The sequence below is a fragment of the Collinsella sp. AM20-15AC genome (assembly GCF_003471405.1).
Lineage (GTDB): Bacteria > Actinomycetota > Coriobacteriia > Coriobacteriales > Coriobacteriaceae > Collinsella.
The window spans coordinates 70052-86246 of record NZ_QRJA01000005.1 but is presented as its reverse complement, the minus strand read 5'-3'; the positions used below and the strand labels follow the sequence as shown (position 1 = coordinate 86246).

The 16195-nt window shown below is 58.3% G+C and carries 11 protein-coding genes; 3 read left to right on the top strand and 8 right to left on the bottom strand.

The genetic code is table 11. The features are described from left to right. Nucleotides 1-90: 90 nt before the first annotated feature. From DW233_RS02865 to DW233_RS02830, 8 genes are all read right to left on the bottom strand, one after another. Nucleotides 91-1533 carry a glycoside hydrolase family 32 protein gene (locus DW233_RS02865; RefSeq protein WP_117818104.1) on the bottom strand — a complete coding sequence of 481 codons (1443 nt, stop codon included), beginning with the start codon at nt 1531-1533 and terminating at the stop codon, nt 91-93. Nucleotides 1534-1632: 99 nt separating this feature from the next. After that, entirely contained in the window at nt 1633-3084 is a 1452-nt protein-coding gene (locus DW233_RS02860) for a PTS transporter subunit EIIC (RefSeq protein WP_117818102.1), read from the bottom strand. Nucleotides 3085-3129: 45 nt separating this feature from the next. After that, the gene (locus DW233_RS02855; protein WP_055252441.1) at nt 3130-4512 is read right to left on the bottom strand and encodes a family 43 glycosylhydrolase; all 1383 of its coding nucleotides are present in this window, start codon (nt 4510-4512) and stop codon (nt 3130-3132) included. A gap of 184 nt (nt 4513-4696) precedes the next feature. After that, on the bottom strand, nt 4697-5707 hold the full coding sequence (locus DW233_RS02850) for a LacI family DNA-binding transcriptional regulator (RefSeq protein WP_117736112.1): 1011 nt from the start codon (nt 5705-5707) through the stop codon (nt 4697-4699). Between the two features lie 302 nt (nt 5708-6009). After that, nucleotides 6010-6261 (bottom strand): autonomous glycyl radical cofactor GrcA3, encoded by a 252-nt coding sequence (gene grcA3, locus DW233_RS02845; protein WP_055252439.1) that lies wholly within the window; start codon nt 6259-6261, stop codon nt 6010-6012. A gap of 85 nt (nt 6262-6346) precedes the next feature. Next, nucleotides 6347-8398 carry a formate C-acetyltransferase gene (pflB, locus tag DW233_RS02840; RefSeq protein ID WP_117758359.1) on the bottom strand — a complete coding sequence of 684 codons (2052 nt, stop codon included), beginning with the start codon at nt 8396-8398 and terminating at the stop codon, nt 6347-6349. A gap of 470 nt (nt 8399-8868) precedes the next feature. Then, on the bottom strand, nt 8869-9882 hold the full coding sequence (locus DW233_RS02835; protein WP_233509199.1) for a 2-keto-3-deoxygluconate permease: 1014 nt from the start codon (nt 9880-9882) through the stop codon (nt 8869-8871). A gap of 108 nt (nt 9883-9990) precedes the next feature. Then, complete coding sequence (locus DW233_RS02830; protein ID WP_006234857.1) at nt 9991-10740, bottom strand: SDR family NAD(P)-dependent oxidoreductase; 750 nt, start codon at nt 10738-10740, stop codon at nt 9991-9993. Nucleotides 10741-10989: 249 nt separating this feature from the next. Here DW233_RS02830 and DW233_RS02825 point away from each other — a divergent pair, with 249 nt between their 5' ends. From DW233_RS02825 to DW233_RS02815, 3 genes are read left to right on the top strand one after another with little or no spacing between them, the layout of a single operon-like run. After that, the gene (locus DW233_RS02825; RefSeq protein ID WP_118266609.1) at nt 10990-11439 is read left to right on the top strand and encodes a MarR family winged helix-turn-helix transcriptional regulator; all 450 of its coding nucleotides are present in this window, start codon (nt 10990-10992) and stop codon (nt 11437-11439) included. Next, nucleotides 11436-13802: an ABC transporter ATP-binding protein gene (locus DW233_RS02820; RefSeq protein WP_118266607.1), complete on the top strand. Its 2367-nt coding sequence runs from the start codon at nt 11436-11438 to the stop codon at nt 13800-13802. Before DW233_RS02825 ends, DW233_RS02820 begins: the two co-directional genes overlap by 4 nt. Continuing rightward, entirely contained in the window at nt 13802-15658 is a 1857-nt protein-coding gene (locus DW233_RS02815; RefSeq protein ID WP_118266605.1) for an ABC transporter ATP-binding protein, read from the top strand. Before DW233_RS02820 ends, DW233_RS02815 begins: the two co-directional genes overlap by 1 nt. Nucleotides 15659-16195: the final 537 nt, after the last annotated feature.

The following is a 16195-nucleotide window of genomic DNA, read 5'->3' as shown; positions in this document are numbered from 1 at the left end:
ACTTACTCCGCAAACGGTAGCTATATGCGATAAACGGTAGCCACCAAGAAAGCCTGTGTATCCAAAACGCCATGGTCACTCACAATGCGGCTAGCGAGCCAGACGGTAAAACTCCATCGAGGCGTCGCCCTCGGCGCGCAACTGCATCGCCGGCGCCGCAGACGAATAGGTGCGGCTCGTAAGCGCAACCTCGCCGTCGTTGACAAATACCTCGAGCATCGTGGCATCCGAAAGGACTCGCAGGCAGTAAAGCTCGTCGAGCTCAACCGACCTCTTGTCGCGTCCATAGCCCTCATCGCCCATATCAAGTGTGAGCATTCCGTTGGCAAAGCACACGACAACGCCCTCACGAACTTCCAGCTCAATGGACTTCGTCCCCCGGCACGACACGACGGCATCAAACAGTCGACCAGGAGAGCCGACGGTCTCTCCGGCGGTCACCGAAACACGCTCCTTGCGCAGTTGCTCAACCTCGCGCGCGGGCCACTGACAGAGCTTACCGTCGCGCATATTCAGCACCCTCGGCACGGTAAGCGCGCACTGCCATCCGCGTTCCACCGTCGGGTTTTGAGCCGTTGCATCGGGGCAGCCGGCCCAACCGATCATAATCCGTCGACCGTCGGCATCTGCAAATGATTGAGGGGCATAGAAGTCAAGACCCGCATCGACCATCGGGGGCATACCCTGCCCGGCGATTTTAAAGCTAGGCGCCTCCCAATCGGCCTCAATACGAAACCACACGCACTGATGCGGGTTTTGGTAACGCCAACCATCGGCGGGCACGCCCTGCGGACAGCAAACGAGAATAAGCTCGCCATCAAGCTCAAACAGATCGGGGCACTCCCACATAAAACCGAACTTCTCGCCGAGCTCAATACGCGTCGCATATTTCCAGCACTCAAGATCGTGCGAGGTATAGACGAGCACGCAACCGCGGTCGTCTTTCGTACGAGCACCAAGAACCATATAGTAGATACCGTCGTGCTCCAGGATCTTGGGGTCGCGCACGTGCGTACTAATATCGTCGGGGTAATCGACCGGACCAACAGCTATGTGCTTCTCCCCCAATTTATCGGGGTTCTCGGTAACCATGTGAATCTGATTTTGGTCGCGCCCTGTCAGCACATAGTCATAATCATCGCGGTCAAAATGCTTGACGTTACCGGTATAGAAGTAGTGAATCTTGCCGTCGTGCATAAATGCAGACCCCGAATACGCACCGCTCGAGTCTAGATCTGAATCGGGGAATAGCGCGGGACCGCGGTTCTCGTACGTCACAAAGTCCTTCGTCGTCAGATGATTCCACAGCACCGGTCCGCCGTGCGCGGCATCAAACGGATCGTATTGGTGATAGATGTGGTATGTATCACCAACCTGCACCAAACCGTTGGGATCATTGAGCCAGCCAAGCTCGGGCTCCGCATGGAACAGAAGTCTATCGGAGTCAGCCGCGATGCGAGCCGCAGTCTCATCCTGCCCGGCACGCCACAGCTCGTAGTCCGAGCGCGTCACCTTATGTTTTTGATCGAACATTCAATCGTCCTTCTTGTAGAGGAGAAGGACGCCCGGCCCATGCGAGCCAAACGCCCTTCTCCAACAGGTCGACCCGTACATTACCTTGACGGATCTGGATTAGAAGCTGACATCAAAGCCGGCGCCTGCACCCTCTTCATCGGTGGTCGGAACGCCCTTTGCCTTGTTGTAGGCAAAGATCAGGATGATCGGGACGAAGAAAGCGATCAGATTGCCAGCCACATACCACACGAGGGTCTCGGGCGTGACGATGAGCAGGCCAAGTACGCCGGTCAGACCCTGGCCGATAGCGCGCACCTCAAAGAGCTTCACGAAGGCACCGCCGCAGCCGGCACCGATGCAAGCGCAGATGAACGGAATGATCGAGTAGCGCATGTTTGCAGCAAAGATAGCGGGCTCGGAGATTCCGACCAGCGTCGGGATAAAGGACGACATGCAGATGTTGCGCTCTTTGGAATGCTTCTTGTGAATGAGATACATGCCGATGGCGCCGCCGCCCTGGGCGATGATGGAAACGGACCAGATGGCCTGGATGTAGTTGAAGCCGGTCGTGGCAACGAGATTAGCCTCGATACCCTGAATGAACTGGTGCGTACCGGTAACGACGAGCGGCTGCAGGAACGCGGCAAAGACGAAGGCACCAAAGACGCCCATCCTGTTGTACAGGACATCGATTACGCCGGCAAGGACGTCGCCAATCAGGTTGCCGAGCGGGCCGAACACGGTGAACAGGGCGACGTTGGCAAGAATCAGGGTAACGGTCGGGACAAAGACGAACGAGACGACCTCGGGGATGTACTTCTGGGCAATCTTCTCGACCTTGGCCATGAACCAGGCGGTCAGGATTGCGGGGAACACGCCGCCCTGGAAAGCAACCATGGGAATGGAGAGCGGACCAAAGTTCCAATACTCAGCACCCGTCGGGTCCATAACGAACGCGTTGCGGTTCATAAGGCTCGGATGAACCATGACGATGCCGACGAGGATACCTAGGATCGGGTTGCCGCCAAAACGCTTGACCGCGCTGTACATCACCAGGACAGGCAGGTAATCGAAGGTGGTAGCGATAATGGCAAAGAAGCTTGCGAGGTTCTTGAGGAACTCGCTGTGGTCGGCAAGGCTGCCCTCCATGCCAAAGAGGCCGTTGGCAACGATCAGCGACTTAAGGCCGATGATGATAGCAGCGCCGACGAAAGCGGGAATGATGGGGATAAAGATGTCCGAGAATACCTTGAGGACCGAGAAGAACTTGCCCTTCTTGTCCGCCTCGGCGCCCTTGACCTCGGAAGCACTGATCTCCTTAACGCCCGTCAGAGCCATAAACTCATCATAGACCTTGTTTACGGTACCGGTACCGAAGATGATCATGAGCTGGCCGCTGTTGTACAGCACGCCCTTGACGCCATCGATGTTCTCGAGCTCGGCCTTGTTGTACTTGCTCGTGTCCTTGAGCACCAGACGCAGACGCGTAACGCAATGCGTGGCACCCTCGATGTTATCCAGACCGCCGACGTTATCGACGACTTGCTGAGACACTACTTTGTAGTCCATGTTCCTCTCCATTCCCTTACGAAATCATAAGACGTTTTGTGGCCATTACAGAGATGCGATCGTTGCATTTGCGCACTTGACCGTACCGTCGGTGACCGTCAGCGCCACACCCTGGCCCTGCTTATTGCAGAAGCGAGCGTTAAGCGCAACATCATCGACAAAGATGGTCGCGATATCGTCGTCAACGACCAGGCGCACATGATGAGTGCCCTCGCCCTTAAAGAACAACGGACGCTCGAGGCCCATGTTGTTGACCTGGAACCACGGATACTGGGGGGCCGCCGTAAACTCGAGCTTGCCCTCACGCAGGTTGGCGCGGAACTCATAGGCAAGACCAGACTCGGCGTCCTCGGCGAGCTTCACCGAGAAGCCGGCAGCGTCACCGGCGAGCTCGATGTCGGCGTCGAGCATATAGGTGGAACCGGCATCCGCAGCGAGCACCTGCTCGACCTTGCCCGACTCGCAGGAAAGCTCAAAGGCCTCGACTGCCTTAGCCTCGCCAAAGGCGCCAAGCATGCTGTCGGGGAGTTTGGTGCCAAGCGTTCCGTCGGCACGCTGAACGATCTCGAGGGGCATAAAGGTGCCACCCCACAGGTAAGAGCTGGGGTCGCCGCCCTCGTCACGCGTAGGAACCCAACCAAAGAGAACGCGGCGCTCGCCATCAAATGCGGTACGTGCGGCATAGTACGCGCGGCCATCGAAGGAATCGTCCGCAGGAGTAATCCAGGGACCGTTGATAGAGCGAGACATGCGGTAACGGGTCTTGTTGCCATCGCTGTACTCAGAGAACACCAGATACCACCAGTCGCCCATCTTAAAGAGATCAGGCATCTCAAACATGGTGTACAGGCCCGGATTCCACCAGTCGCCCTGGAACTCCCAGGTATCCAGGTCCTTGGAGGTGAACTTGACCAGACGACCGGTCATCAGACGCTTGTCCTCGCCCACACGCGTGCCGAGGATGAGCATGTACTCTTCGTTCTCCTCATCCCAAAGCACAAAGGGATCGCGCCAGTTGCGGTCATCGTAACCCTCCTGGGGCGGAAGCAGCGTCTCGGCGATGTTCTTCTCCCACTTGACGGCGTCGTCACTCGTTGCGTGAAGAAGAACCTGCTTCATCAAACGTGCGCGGACCTTATCGCGATTGCAACCAGTGTAGAGCGCATGGTACTTGTCGCCCACCTTAAACACCGTGCCGGCATAAACATACTGGTCGACTTCCTCGTCGCCGCCACGCTCAAGGCTCTCGCCAAAGTCTTTGTAATTGACGAAGTCCTTGGTCGTAGCGAGCGCCCAGCCAAACGGCTCTCCGAAAGGTCCGGGGTTACGCGTGTCACGCTGGTGATAGAGATAGAACGTGCCGTCCTCGCCGTACGGCATGATGTCGCCTACCCAAATTCCCTCAGGCTGGTAATACACCTTGTGCATCCGAGACTTCCTTTCCCGCAAGATACTAACTCGGTACAACTGCAAGATATGTCAATCGTTTTCATATGTCAAACGTTTTCACACCAATACGTCTTTTCGCAGTTCCAGTCGTCGGCAAACGGTTGACATATGCCGGCGAACGGTCATCAGAGGCGTTTGAGGAATTCTTTTGGCACGGGATGAACTACGCGGTTTTGCCCTCAATGAGTTCAACGGGGAGTTTGATATTCGATTCGGGCTTATCGCCGTTAATAAGAGCGATGATGGATTGCGCCGCGAGCTCTCCGATGCGATCGATATCTTGGCGTACGGTTGTTAAGTCAGGCATAAACGTCATGGTGCGGCGGGCACCATCCGCGCCCACGACCTTAATATCGTCCGGAGCGCTCAAGCCGCGTTGCTTCATCACGTTGAGACAGATGGCCGCCATCGTGTCGTCTCCCGCAAAGATGCCGTCAATATCGGGGTTCTCATCGAGGATCTTCGCAACGACCGCGCTCTTTTCGTCGTCGGACTTAACGAACTCGACCTCACGGACAAGCGCGGGCAAACCGGCCTGCTCCACAACATCGTGGTAGGCATCGGTACGCTTATTGGCAGGCATACGCATGCGGCTATTGTTGCGCAGGCACAAGATGCGCGAACACCCGTCATCGATCAGGCGACGCGTGGCAAGTTCGCCGATGCTATAGCTGTCGCTCGCAATCTGAACAGAGGCCTCGCCAAGGTCGCAGTCGATACCAACCAGACTCAAGCCCATCTCGGCATACGCCTCGGCACCGATATTAAGCGAGTTGACGATGACGCCATCAACCATATTGCGCCGAAGCATATCGATATAAGAACGCTCAAGATCAGGTCGATTGGCGCTATTGCACAGCAACATCTTAAAACCGTTTTCGGCCAGGGTACGCTCAACGGCTTGGACCGCTTGTGCATGAAACGGGCTGCTGACATAGGGAACGATCATACCGATTAGATTCAGGCGACCGTTGAGCATGGCACGGGCGATATCGTTGGGCGTATAGTTGATACGCTCCATCGCGGCATGGACCTTATCGCGGGTCTCTTGGCTAATATAGCCGCGATTATTAAGCACGCGAGATACCGTAGTAGGCGAAACCCCCGCCACCGCTGCAACTTCCTTGATGCCAGGCTTAGCAGAATCCTTAGAACGAGCACCCTCGCGAGCCATAGCACCCTCCCCTCATCAACATGTCATACGTTTACATACGAACAAAGCATACCCCAACAACAGTGGGAAGACGGTAACAGTACAAGTAAGTAAACGACTCATCCAAATAATTAGGAGAGTTCCGCCTAAAGGGTGACTACACAGGACCCCGCCGGGGCTGTTTGGGCTACCTCCCAAAATATTCCGCAGGACGCAAGAAGCCCTCGCCGCACGAAGTGCGCAGCGAGGGCTTCTTGCATGTCCGAGGACGTTTTGGGAGGTAGCCCAAACAGCCCCAGCGATCCTGCGGGAGTTAAACCCCTTTAGAACTTGTTGTGGAAGGTACGCGAAATGACCTCGTCCTGCTGCTCCTTGGTGAGCGTGTGGAAGTTCACGGCATAGCCGGAAACGCGGATGGTCAGCTGCGGGTACTTCTCGGGGTGAGCCTGAGCGTCGAGCAGCGTCTCACGGTTGAAGACGTTGATGTTCAGGTGGTGGCCACCCTTCTCGGCGTAAGCGTCGAGCATGTGGACCAGGTTATCGGCCTGAGTCTCGGAAACTTCAGAAACCTTCATAATGTGTCTCCTTCGATCGATAGGCGCCGGCCGAAACCAGCGCACTAATCAGTAATCGTTATTGTTAGTATAGCACTAACAATAGTTACTCGCCCAGCTGATCAAGGTCGATATCACCAAAGAACACCTGGTCCTCCTTGCCGAGCGCACCCGGGATGATGGAGAAGGTGTTGGAGATGCCGTCCTGAGCATCGCGGAACGGGAGCTTGGAAACCGAAGACAGCGAAGCGATGGCGCCGTGGCTATCGCGCTTGTGCATGGGGTTAGCACCCGGGGCGAAGGGCTGGCCAGCCTTGCGGCCATCAGGCGTAGAACCGGTCTTCTTGCCGTACACGACGTTGGAAGTGATGGTCAGAACCGAGGTCGTGGGCACGGAGTTGCGGTAGGTGTCGTTCATGCGGATGTACTCCATGAACTGGTGCACAACGTCGTGAGCGATCTGGTCGACGCGGTCGTCGTCGTTACCGTACTTGGGGAACTCGCCCTCGGTCTCGAAGTCGACGATGATGCCGTTCTCGTCACGGACGGGGTGGACCTTGGCGTATTTGATGGCGGACAGGGAGTCAGCCACGACGGAAAGGCCAGCAATGCCCGTAGCGAACCAGCGGTGCACGTGCTTGTCGTGCAGAGCCATCTGGATGCGCTCGTAGCAATACTTGTCGTGCATGTAGTGGATGATGTTCAGCGAGTTGACGTACACGCCAGCGAGCCACTTCATCATGTCGTTGTACTTGGCCACAACGTCGTCGTAATCGAGCGTATCGCCCTCGACGGCGCGATACTTGGGGCCGACCTGCTTCTTGGAGACCTCGTCAACACCGCCGTTGAGTGCGTACAGCAGGCACTTGGCCAGGTTGGCACGGGCGCCGAAGAACTGCATCTCCTTGCCGATGCGCATGGAGGACACACAGCAGGCAATGCCGTAGTCGTCGCCGTGGTAGACGCGCATGAGGTCGTCGTTCTCGTACTGGATCGAGGAGCTGGCAACAGAAGTCTTGGCGCAGAACTTCTTGAAGTTCTCAGGCAGACGGGTCGACCACAGAACGGTCATGTTGGGCTCGGGGCTGGTGCCCATGTTCTCGAGCGTGTGCAGATAGCGGTAGCTCATCTTGGTAACGAGCGTACGGCCGTCGACACCCATGCCGCCGATGGACTCGGTGACCCACTGCGGATCGCCGGTAAACAGGGCCTGGTACTCGGGGGTACGGGCAAACTTGACCATGCGGAGCTTCATGATGAAGTGATCCACGAACTCCTGGATCTGCTCCTCGGTGAAGGTACCGTTGGCAAGGTCGCGCTCAGCGTAGATGTCGATGAACGTAGAGGTGCGGCCGATGGACATAGCGGCGCCGTTCTGCTCCTTGACGGAAGCGAGGTAGGCGAAGTACATCCACTGGATGGCCTCCTGCGTGTTGGTAGCAGGGTTGGAAATATCGAAACCATAGGTCTCGGCCATCATCTTGAGCTCGCCGAGGGCGCGGATCTGCTCCTGCAGCTCCTCACGATCGCGGATGTTGTCGGCGGTCATGACCGTCGGGGTGGAAGCCTTCTGGGCCTCCTTGTCCTTGATCAGGTAGTCGACACCGTACAGGGCGACACGACGGTAGTCGCCGATGATGCGGCCGCGGCCATAGCCATCGGGCAGACCGGTGATGATGTGGGCCGAGCGGCAGGCGCGCATCTCGGGGGTGTAGACATCGAAGACGCCGGCGTTGTGAGTCTTGCGCTCGAAGGTGTAGCGCTCGACAACGTTCTCGTCGATCTTGTAGCCGTGCTGGCTGGCAGCCTGGCAAGCGATGCGGATACCGCCGTTGACGTGCAGCGCGCGCTTGAGCGGCTTGTCGGTCTGGAGGCCGACGATGGTCTCCTTGTCGCGATGGGCGTTATCGATGTAGCCAGCGGGGTGGCTCACGATACCCGTGACGGTCTTGGTGTCCATATCGAGGACGCCGCCCTGCTCGCGCTCCTTGAGCAGCAGGTCGAGAACCTCGCCCCACAGCTCCTTGGTACGCTCGGTCGGGCCGGCGAGGAACGACTCGTCGCCCTCGTAGGGGGTGTAGTTCTTCTGGATGAAGTCTCGGACGTCAACCTCTCCCGTCCAGATGCCTTCCTTGAAGCCTTCCCATGCCTCCTGCATTGTGTAACCACGCTCCTAGTTACGTGTAATGCGGCGCTCTCTCACACCGCTGCTTATTGAATTCTTGAATTATCGGCTTGCACTACCGGCTTCTTCCGTTCTTCACCACACGTTGGTACAGGGAAAAACGTTTGTCCACCTTGGAACTGCAACCCAAAACCCAAGATTTCATCCGTTTGAGAAGGATAACATAGCCACCCCCTTCATCAGGGCTGTTATATGTTTCTTTTTTTATATCATAAGGGCGTTTTTTACAAACCCGCAGGAAATGCGAGCGCGAACAACTACCGTTCACCGATTTGTTTGGTATTTTTCCTTGCCTTTATACGACGTTCACTCTAGCTGTTATGCCAGTTTTAGTAGGGTAAAGTGCCCCAGAGACCCCACAGAAACTGCAGGGCGGTCACGGGACTTCCCCCGTGGCCGCCCTGAGGCGTGGCTAGTTTTTTAGCTTTGATTGCCGCTTGGCATTAGGCGGCTGCGGCGGCCTTGTCGGTCGTTGCCTTGCTGTGGCCCTGGCCCTCAAAATGCTTGTAGCACCAGCTGGTGACCAGCGGGGTCAAAATAGCCGTCACGATTGCGCAGGCAGCAACCTGTGCCGTAGCCGTCGCGAGCACGGCACCACCGTACATGGCCCCGTTGACGCTTGCCATGGCAGCAGGCGTGGCCACATTGGCTCCGGCGCAGCTCGAAATGGCTGCACCTGCGACACCCGTACCGCCCGTGAGCTTATCGACCGCGATGACGGGAATTGCAAAGACCACCGAGCAGATCACGCCGAGCAGAATACCGGGAAGACCGCCATTAATGAGCTGGCCAAAGGTCATGGTCGAGCCCATGGCAAAGAAGACGAGCACGATGATGGCGGAAAGTGCCGGTGCCATCATCTTCTTAAAGCTCGGGAAGAGGTTACCCAGAATAATGCCGACGACGATCGGCAGGATGGCGCCCACGAGCGACCAGCCGATCGGAGCCTGACCGGCAGCGCCGAGCACGATCATCGTGACCGGAGGGCCGACAACCAGCGTGGTGATGGCGACAGCGCCACGCTCGGCCTCGTTGCCCATGGTGCCCATCAGGCCAGCGTACATAGCGTTGTTGGCGCCGGTGCAAGCGGCCAGCATCACCATGGCAGAGATGCCAAACAGGTTGTCGTTGAATACATAAAGGATGAGCAGCGACACGGCAACGACCACGATCTGCTTGACGGCGATGATGATGGCGCCGCGGGCAGCGGCGGCAGGAGCACTCTTAAACGAAATCGTCGTACCGACGATGAGCAAAAAAGCGCCAACAAGCGGGCCTGCGCCCTGCTGGGTCATGCCGAGCGTAAAGCTGCCGAGCGTTTTGAACAGGTCGGGGAACAGCGTGTTGAGCAGGCAGCCCAACAAAAGCGGCACCAAAATATTGGCACCCGGGATGGAGGACATCTTAAAGAACGGCTCCTTTGCCGCCGGCGCCTCCACCGCAGTCGATTCACTCATATATATCTCCTTTGGATGCATGCGAATCGTAGCCGCACGCGCCTTTGTCAGAAAGAAGGCGACGGTCCCGAGTCGCAGGAGCCGTCGCCGAATAATCGTCGCGGGGTATTACCCGTCCAGAACGATGCCACCATCGCAGTCACCGATCTCGCCGTTCACGAAGCTGGCAAGGTCGGAGGCAAAGAAGAGCACCATCTGCGCAGGCTCGCTGGCCTGGGCGGCGCGGCCCAGAGGAATACCGTTGATGATGCGCTGAGAGTTCTCGTCAGAGAGAATCGAGGTCATATCGGTAAGGGTGAGCGACGGGCACACGGCGTTGCAGCGGACGCCAAACTTGCCGCCTTCCTTGGCGACTGCCTTGGTTAGACCGTTAACACCGGCTTTGGAGCTGGCGTAGGCAGCGGTGCCGAGCAGGCCGCCGCCGATCTTGCCGGCAACAGAGCTCACGTTGACGATAGTGCCGGCATGGGCCGCCTTAAAGTGCGGGTACACGGCGTTCATCATGGTAAAGGTGCCGTTGAGGTTGATGTCGATGGTGCGACGCCACTCGGTGTCATCGATCTCGTCGAACTTCTTGGTGCTGATGACGCCAGCGCAGTTGATCAGGATGTTGGTTTGCGGCAGGTCCGTAAAAATCTGCTCGACGGTCTCACGAGCCTTAGGCGCATCGGCAACATCGAGCTGATAGAACTTGTTGCCCTCGCCAAGCTCGGCCACAGCGGCCTCGCCCTTGGCAGCGTTCCTTGCGATGAGCGCGACGTGTCCGCCGCCCGCGACGATGCCCTTGGCGATCTCGAGGCCAATGCCCTGAGTGCCACCCGTGACAATCGCGGTCTTGCCCGTGAAGTCAAATGCCATGACTCCAACCCCCTTGATTCAGGTGTCTCCTTGCGGGAAGTTGGAGCATCGCACGTGGCGATAAATGAGTCCCAGTCGTCATGGTGGTGACAACCCCTCGCCTAACCGCGGGCATAATAGTTCTTTGAAACGCTTCAGCAATTGAATTTTTTAACTCTTTATGCGCTCTTTATATTGCCCACTGCATGAGGCCCGAATATGCGGGTATCATCTTCCACCGAAAATAGTTTCTAGTGTTAGGGGTTTTCGGTGGAAGATACCGATTTCCATGAGCTTGGGCGTCAACTCTTAACTGAGTTTGGCAGCATGCATCAGCGCATTTCGCGCTTTGCGGACAAAGCTCTCGGCGGCGAGATGGCCGTCATGCGCGCTCTCATGCTCGCTGGCGGCTCGCTCACGCCGAGCGAACTCGCCAATCGTGCCTGGGTCTCGAGCGCCCGCATCGCCAATATCCTACGCGCTCTCGAAGCCAAGGGCTGGGTTGAGCGTGAGCACTCAAAGACCGACCGTCGTCGCGTACACGTCACGGTGACCGACAAGGGATTCCATGATCTCGAGATCAAGCGTCGGGAATTCGAGGACCGCACCGCGGCCTTCCTCGAGCAGCTCGGCGAAACAGATACCCAAGAGATGGTGCGCCTTCTAAGACGTGCCAACGAAATTATCGACCGCAACCAAGAAAGGAGAGATGCCGAGTGAGGATTCTCAAGCTCTTTAAAAAGCATGTCCTGGCACTGTTCGCAGCTATCGTACTTATCGTAATCAGCTGCAACGCCGATCTGGCGCTGCCTACCTATATGAGCGACATCGTCGACGTGGGCGTGCAGCAAGGCGGCATCGCCTCGCCCGTGCCCGACACCATCCGCTCCGAATCGCTCGACGACCTCGAACTCTTTATGAGCGCCAAAGACGCCAAGACGGTAGAGGCTGCGTTTGGCAAGGCAGACAAAAACGGGATTCGCACGTACAAGGGCACCGAGGACGAGCGCGCCGACGGCAGCAAGCTCGCCGACATTATGAGCCTGCCCGAGACCGTCGTCCTTTCGCTCAACCAAGGCATCGACGCCGACTCCATGGGCGACATGACCGGCACGTCCAGCGAGAAAGACAGCGACGCCGCTCAGGCCATGCCCACGCCCGAGCAAATGGCGGCGATGACGCCCGAGCAGCTCGCCGAGATGCAGCAGAAGGCCACGGCGGCCCAGAACATGCAAAAGCAGATTGATGCAGACGGCGGTAAGATCACCATGAAGAGCCTGCGTCTGGGCATCGAAGGCGGTCTGGTAGACCAAAGCAAGCTCGTCGAGAGCGCCAACGAAATGGCAGATAAAATGGGCTCCATGTCGGGGTCCATCGTCACCCAGCGCGCCGTGAGCTATGTGCAGGACGAGTACAAGGCACAGGGTATCGACCCCGCCGACGTGCAGAACGCCTACCTGGGCCGCATGGCGACCACGATGTTTGGTCTGTGTCTGGTGTCGCTGGTCGCCACCATCCTGACCGGTGCCGTGGCTTCGCGCACCGCCTGCTCCATCGCCCGCGACCTGCGCCGCGAGACCTTCAACAAGGTTATGCACTTCTCGCCGGCCGAGGTGGGCAAGTTTAGCCAGGCCTCGCTCATCACCCGCTGCACCAACGACATTCAGCAGATTCAGATGGCCGCAACCCTGTTTATCCGCATGTGCCTCATGGCGCCCGTCATGGGCATCGTCGCCGTCATGCGCGTCCTGGCCAACCACACCGGCCTGGAGTGGACCATCGCCGTGGCCATCATCGCGGTCTCGGCCGTCGTCGGCGTGCTTATGGGCCTCACCATGCCCAAGTTCAAAAAGATGCAGAGCTTTGTGGACCGCGTGAACCTTACCGCTCGCGAGCTGCTCGACGGCCTTATGCCCATCCGCTCGTTCAACCGCGAGGAGCATGAGCTTGAGCGTTTTGACAAGGCATCACTCGACCTGATGACCACACAGCTCTACACCAACCGCGCCATGAGCTTTATGATGCCGCTCATGATGCTCGTTATGAACTGCATCACCGTGCTTATCGTCTGGTTTGGCGCGCAGGGCGTGTCCGACGGCGTGATGCAGGTCGGCAACATGATGGCGTTTATCTCCTACACCATGCAGATCGTCATGGCGTTTATGATCCTCACCATGGTTTCGGTCATCCTGCCCCGCGCCGAGGTCGCAGCCGAGCGCGTTGAAGAGGTCATCACTTGCCCCACGAGCATCAACGACCCCGCCTCGCCCAAACTGCCCGCGACCAACGCGCCGCGCGGTGAGCTCGCCTTCCACGACGTGAGCTTCCAGTATCCCGATGCCCGCGCCGATGTCATCAGCGGTGTGAACTTCACCACGCACGCCGGCCAGATGCTCGGCATCATCGGCTCCACGGGTTCGGGCAAGTCCACGCTTGTGCAGCTCATCCCGCGCCTGTACGACGTCACCGGCGGCAGCATTTCGCTCGACGGCATCGACGTGCGCGATATGACCCTTTCCGAGCTTCGCCGCCGCATTGGCTATATCCCGCAGCAGGGGCGTCTGTTCTCGGGCACTGTCGAGAGCAACCTCAAATTTGCCGGCGACATGGTGAGCGATGATGACATGCGCCAGGCGACACGCATCGCACAGGCCGAGGACTTTATCGCCGAGCGCGAGGGCGGCTACGACTCCCCCATCAGCCAGGGCGGCTCCAATGTCTCGGGCGGTCAGCGCCAGCGCCTGGCCATCGCCCGCGCGTTGGCCAAAAAGCCCGAGGTCGTGGTGTTCGATGACTCGTTTAGCGCCCTCGACTACAAGACCGACGCGCGCCTGCGCGAGGAGCTTGCCAAAAACGTTACCGACGCCGCGCTCGTGGTCGTGGCCCAGCGCATCGCGACCATCATGCACGCCGACCAGATCATCGTGCTCGACGACGGTCACGTAGTGGGCACCGGCACGCACGAGGAGCTGCTGCACGGCTGCCCGGCGTACCTGGAGATTGCACAGTCGCAGCTTTCCGCCGAGGAGCTGGGGCTTACCCAAGAAGAAATTGCAGCCGTCATGGAAGGAGGCGAGCGCTAATGGCAGACGAGACCAAGACTCAGATTCCCAAGCCCACCCGCCAGCGTGGTCCCATGGGCCGCATGGGTGGCATGCGCCGTGGCGAAAAGGCCAAGGACTTTAAGGGCACCATGAGGCAGCTGCTCGGCTATATCGGCCAGCACAAGATTGCCGTGTTTGCCGCCGTCGCCTTTGCCGTGTGCTCGGTCATCTTTAACATTGTGGGGCCCAAGGTGCTCGGCCAGGTTACGACTAAGCTGTTCGAGGGCTTGGTTGCCAAGGTCAACGGCACCGGCGATGTCGACTTTTCCTGGATCGCCAAGACGCTCGGCTTTTTGCTCTGTCTGTATCTGGCGAGCTCTGCCTGCAGCCTGATCCAAGGCTGGCTCATGACCGGCGTCACGCAAAAGATTTGTTATCGCATGCGCAAGGAGATCGCCGCCAAGATCGCCGTCGTTCCGATGAGTTACTTCAACGGCCACAGCAAGGGCGACGTACTCAGTCGCATCACCAACGACGTCGATACGCTCGGCCAGTCGCTCAACCAGAGCGTGACGCAGCTCATCACGTCTGTCACACAGATTATCGGCGTGCTCGTCATGATGCTGTCGATCAGTCTGCCGCTCACCGGCGTCACCGTGCTCACGCTGCCGGCTGCCGCGATTATCCTGACCGTGATGATTCACTTCTCGCAGCCGTACTTCCGCGAGCAACAGCAAGTCCTGGGCGCCGTCAACGGCATTATCGAGGAGGACTTTGCCGGCCAGAACGTTATTCAGGTGTTCGACCGCGCCGAGGCCTCAATCGAGGAGTTCGACCGCCAAAACGACCGTCTCTTTATTAGCGGCTGGCGCTCGCAGTTCCTGTCGGGCCTGATGATGCCGCTTATGAGCTTGGTGGGTAACATGGGCTACGTAGGCGTCGTCGTGGTAGGCGCGCAGCTCGCGCTGACCGGCAATGCCACGCCCGGCGACATCCAGAGCTTTATCCAGTACGTTCGCAACTTTACGCAGCCGGTGCAGCAGCTGGGCAACGTGAGCAACACGATGCAGTCGATGGCCGCCGCCACCGAGCGCGTGTTTGAGTTCTTGGCTGCGCCCGAGGAGGAGCAGAAGGCCGACGCCCAGATTCCCGAGAAGCGCCCCGGCCACGTTGAGTTCGACCACGTCAAGTTTGGCTACACGCCCGACAAGACCATCATCCACGACTTTAGCTGCGAGGCACAGCCCGGTCAGACCATCGCCATCGTCGGCCCCACCGGCGCCGGCAAGACCACGCTCATTAAGCTGCTGCAGCGCTTCTACGACGTGGACGGCGGTTCACTGCGCGTCGAGGGCGTCGACGTGCGCGACTGGGACCGCGCGGCACTGCGCGGCGAGTTTGCCATGGTGCTGCAGGATACCTGGCTGTTTAACGGCACCATCCGCGAGAACATCCGCTACGGACGTCCCGATGCGACTGACGCCGAGGTCGAGGCCGCTGCACGCGCCGCACGCTGCGACCACTTTATCCATACGCTCGCCGGCGGCTACGACTTTATGATCAATGAGGAGGGCACCAACCTCTCACAGGGCCAGCGCCAACTCGTGACCATCGCCCGCGCCATTTTGGCCGACCGTCCGGCGCTGATTTTGGACGAGGCGACTTCCAACGTCGATACCCGCACCGAGGAGCTCATCCAGCGCGCCATGGATGCGCTGATGCAGGGCCGCACGAGCTTTGTCATCGCGCACCGCCTGTCCACGATCCGCAACGCCGACGTGATCTTGGTAATTCGCGACGGCGACATCGTCGAGAAGGGCACACACGACGAGCTGCTCGCCCAAGGCGGCTTCTACGCCGACCTGTACAACTCGCAGTTCGACGAAGCGGCGTAAATTCTGCCGCAGGGAACGAATAACGCCCGAGAACGGGGGCGCAGGACAGCCTGCGCCCCCGTTTTGTGTCCTTCGAGCCTCGAAACGCCTTCCCTGGGACCTGATTGACGGCGCCTTCCAGACCCCGTGGTCAAAAAAGGGCAAATATGAGTACTGTCACCTTTTTAGTAACAGCCAAAACTGCCCCAAACGACCTCTTTGCAGCCCAGATATGCCTTCAAATTGATCAAAATGCCCGGTAGCATACTTCTGTGTGCCAACGTTAATGAACATATTTACTGTTGTGTCTATTATCTTGTAAGATCGATATGATACTACGCTAGCAACAGTACTCATATTTGCCATTTTTTGTCCACAGGGTATGCCGCAGAAGATCCAACTTGCTCCAGCGTGCCGTACGCTGGCCCTCCCCTTCCGGCGAGCACCGACATTTCCCCAGATAAAACCGACCAAAATAAACCTGTCCCTTTTCGGCAGGTTTCGGGGCGACAACGGCTTGCACTTTAGCGTGCGACAGCGGATAATGCCGTGCATTCG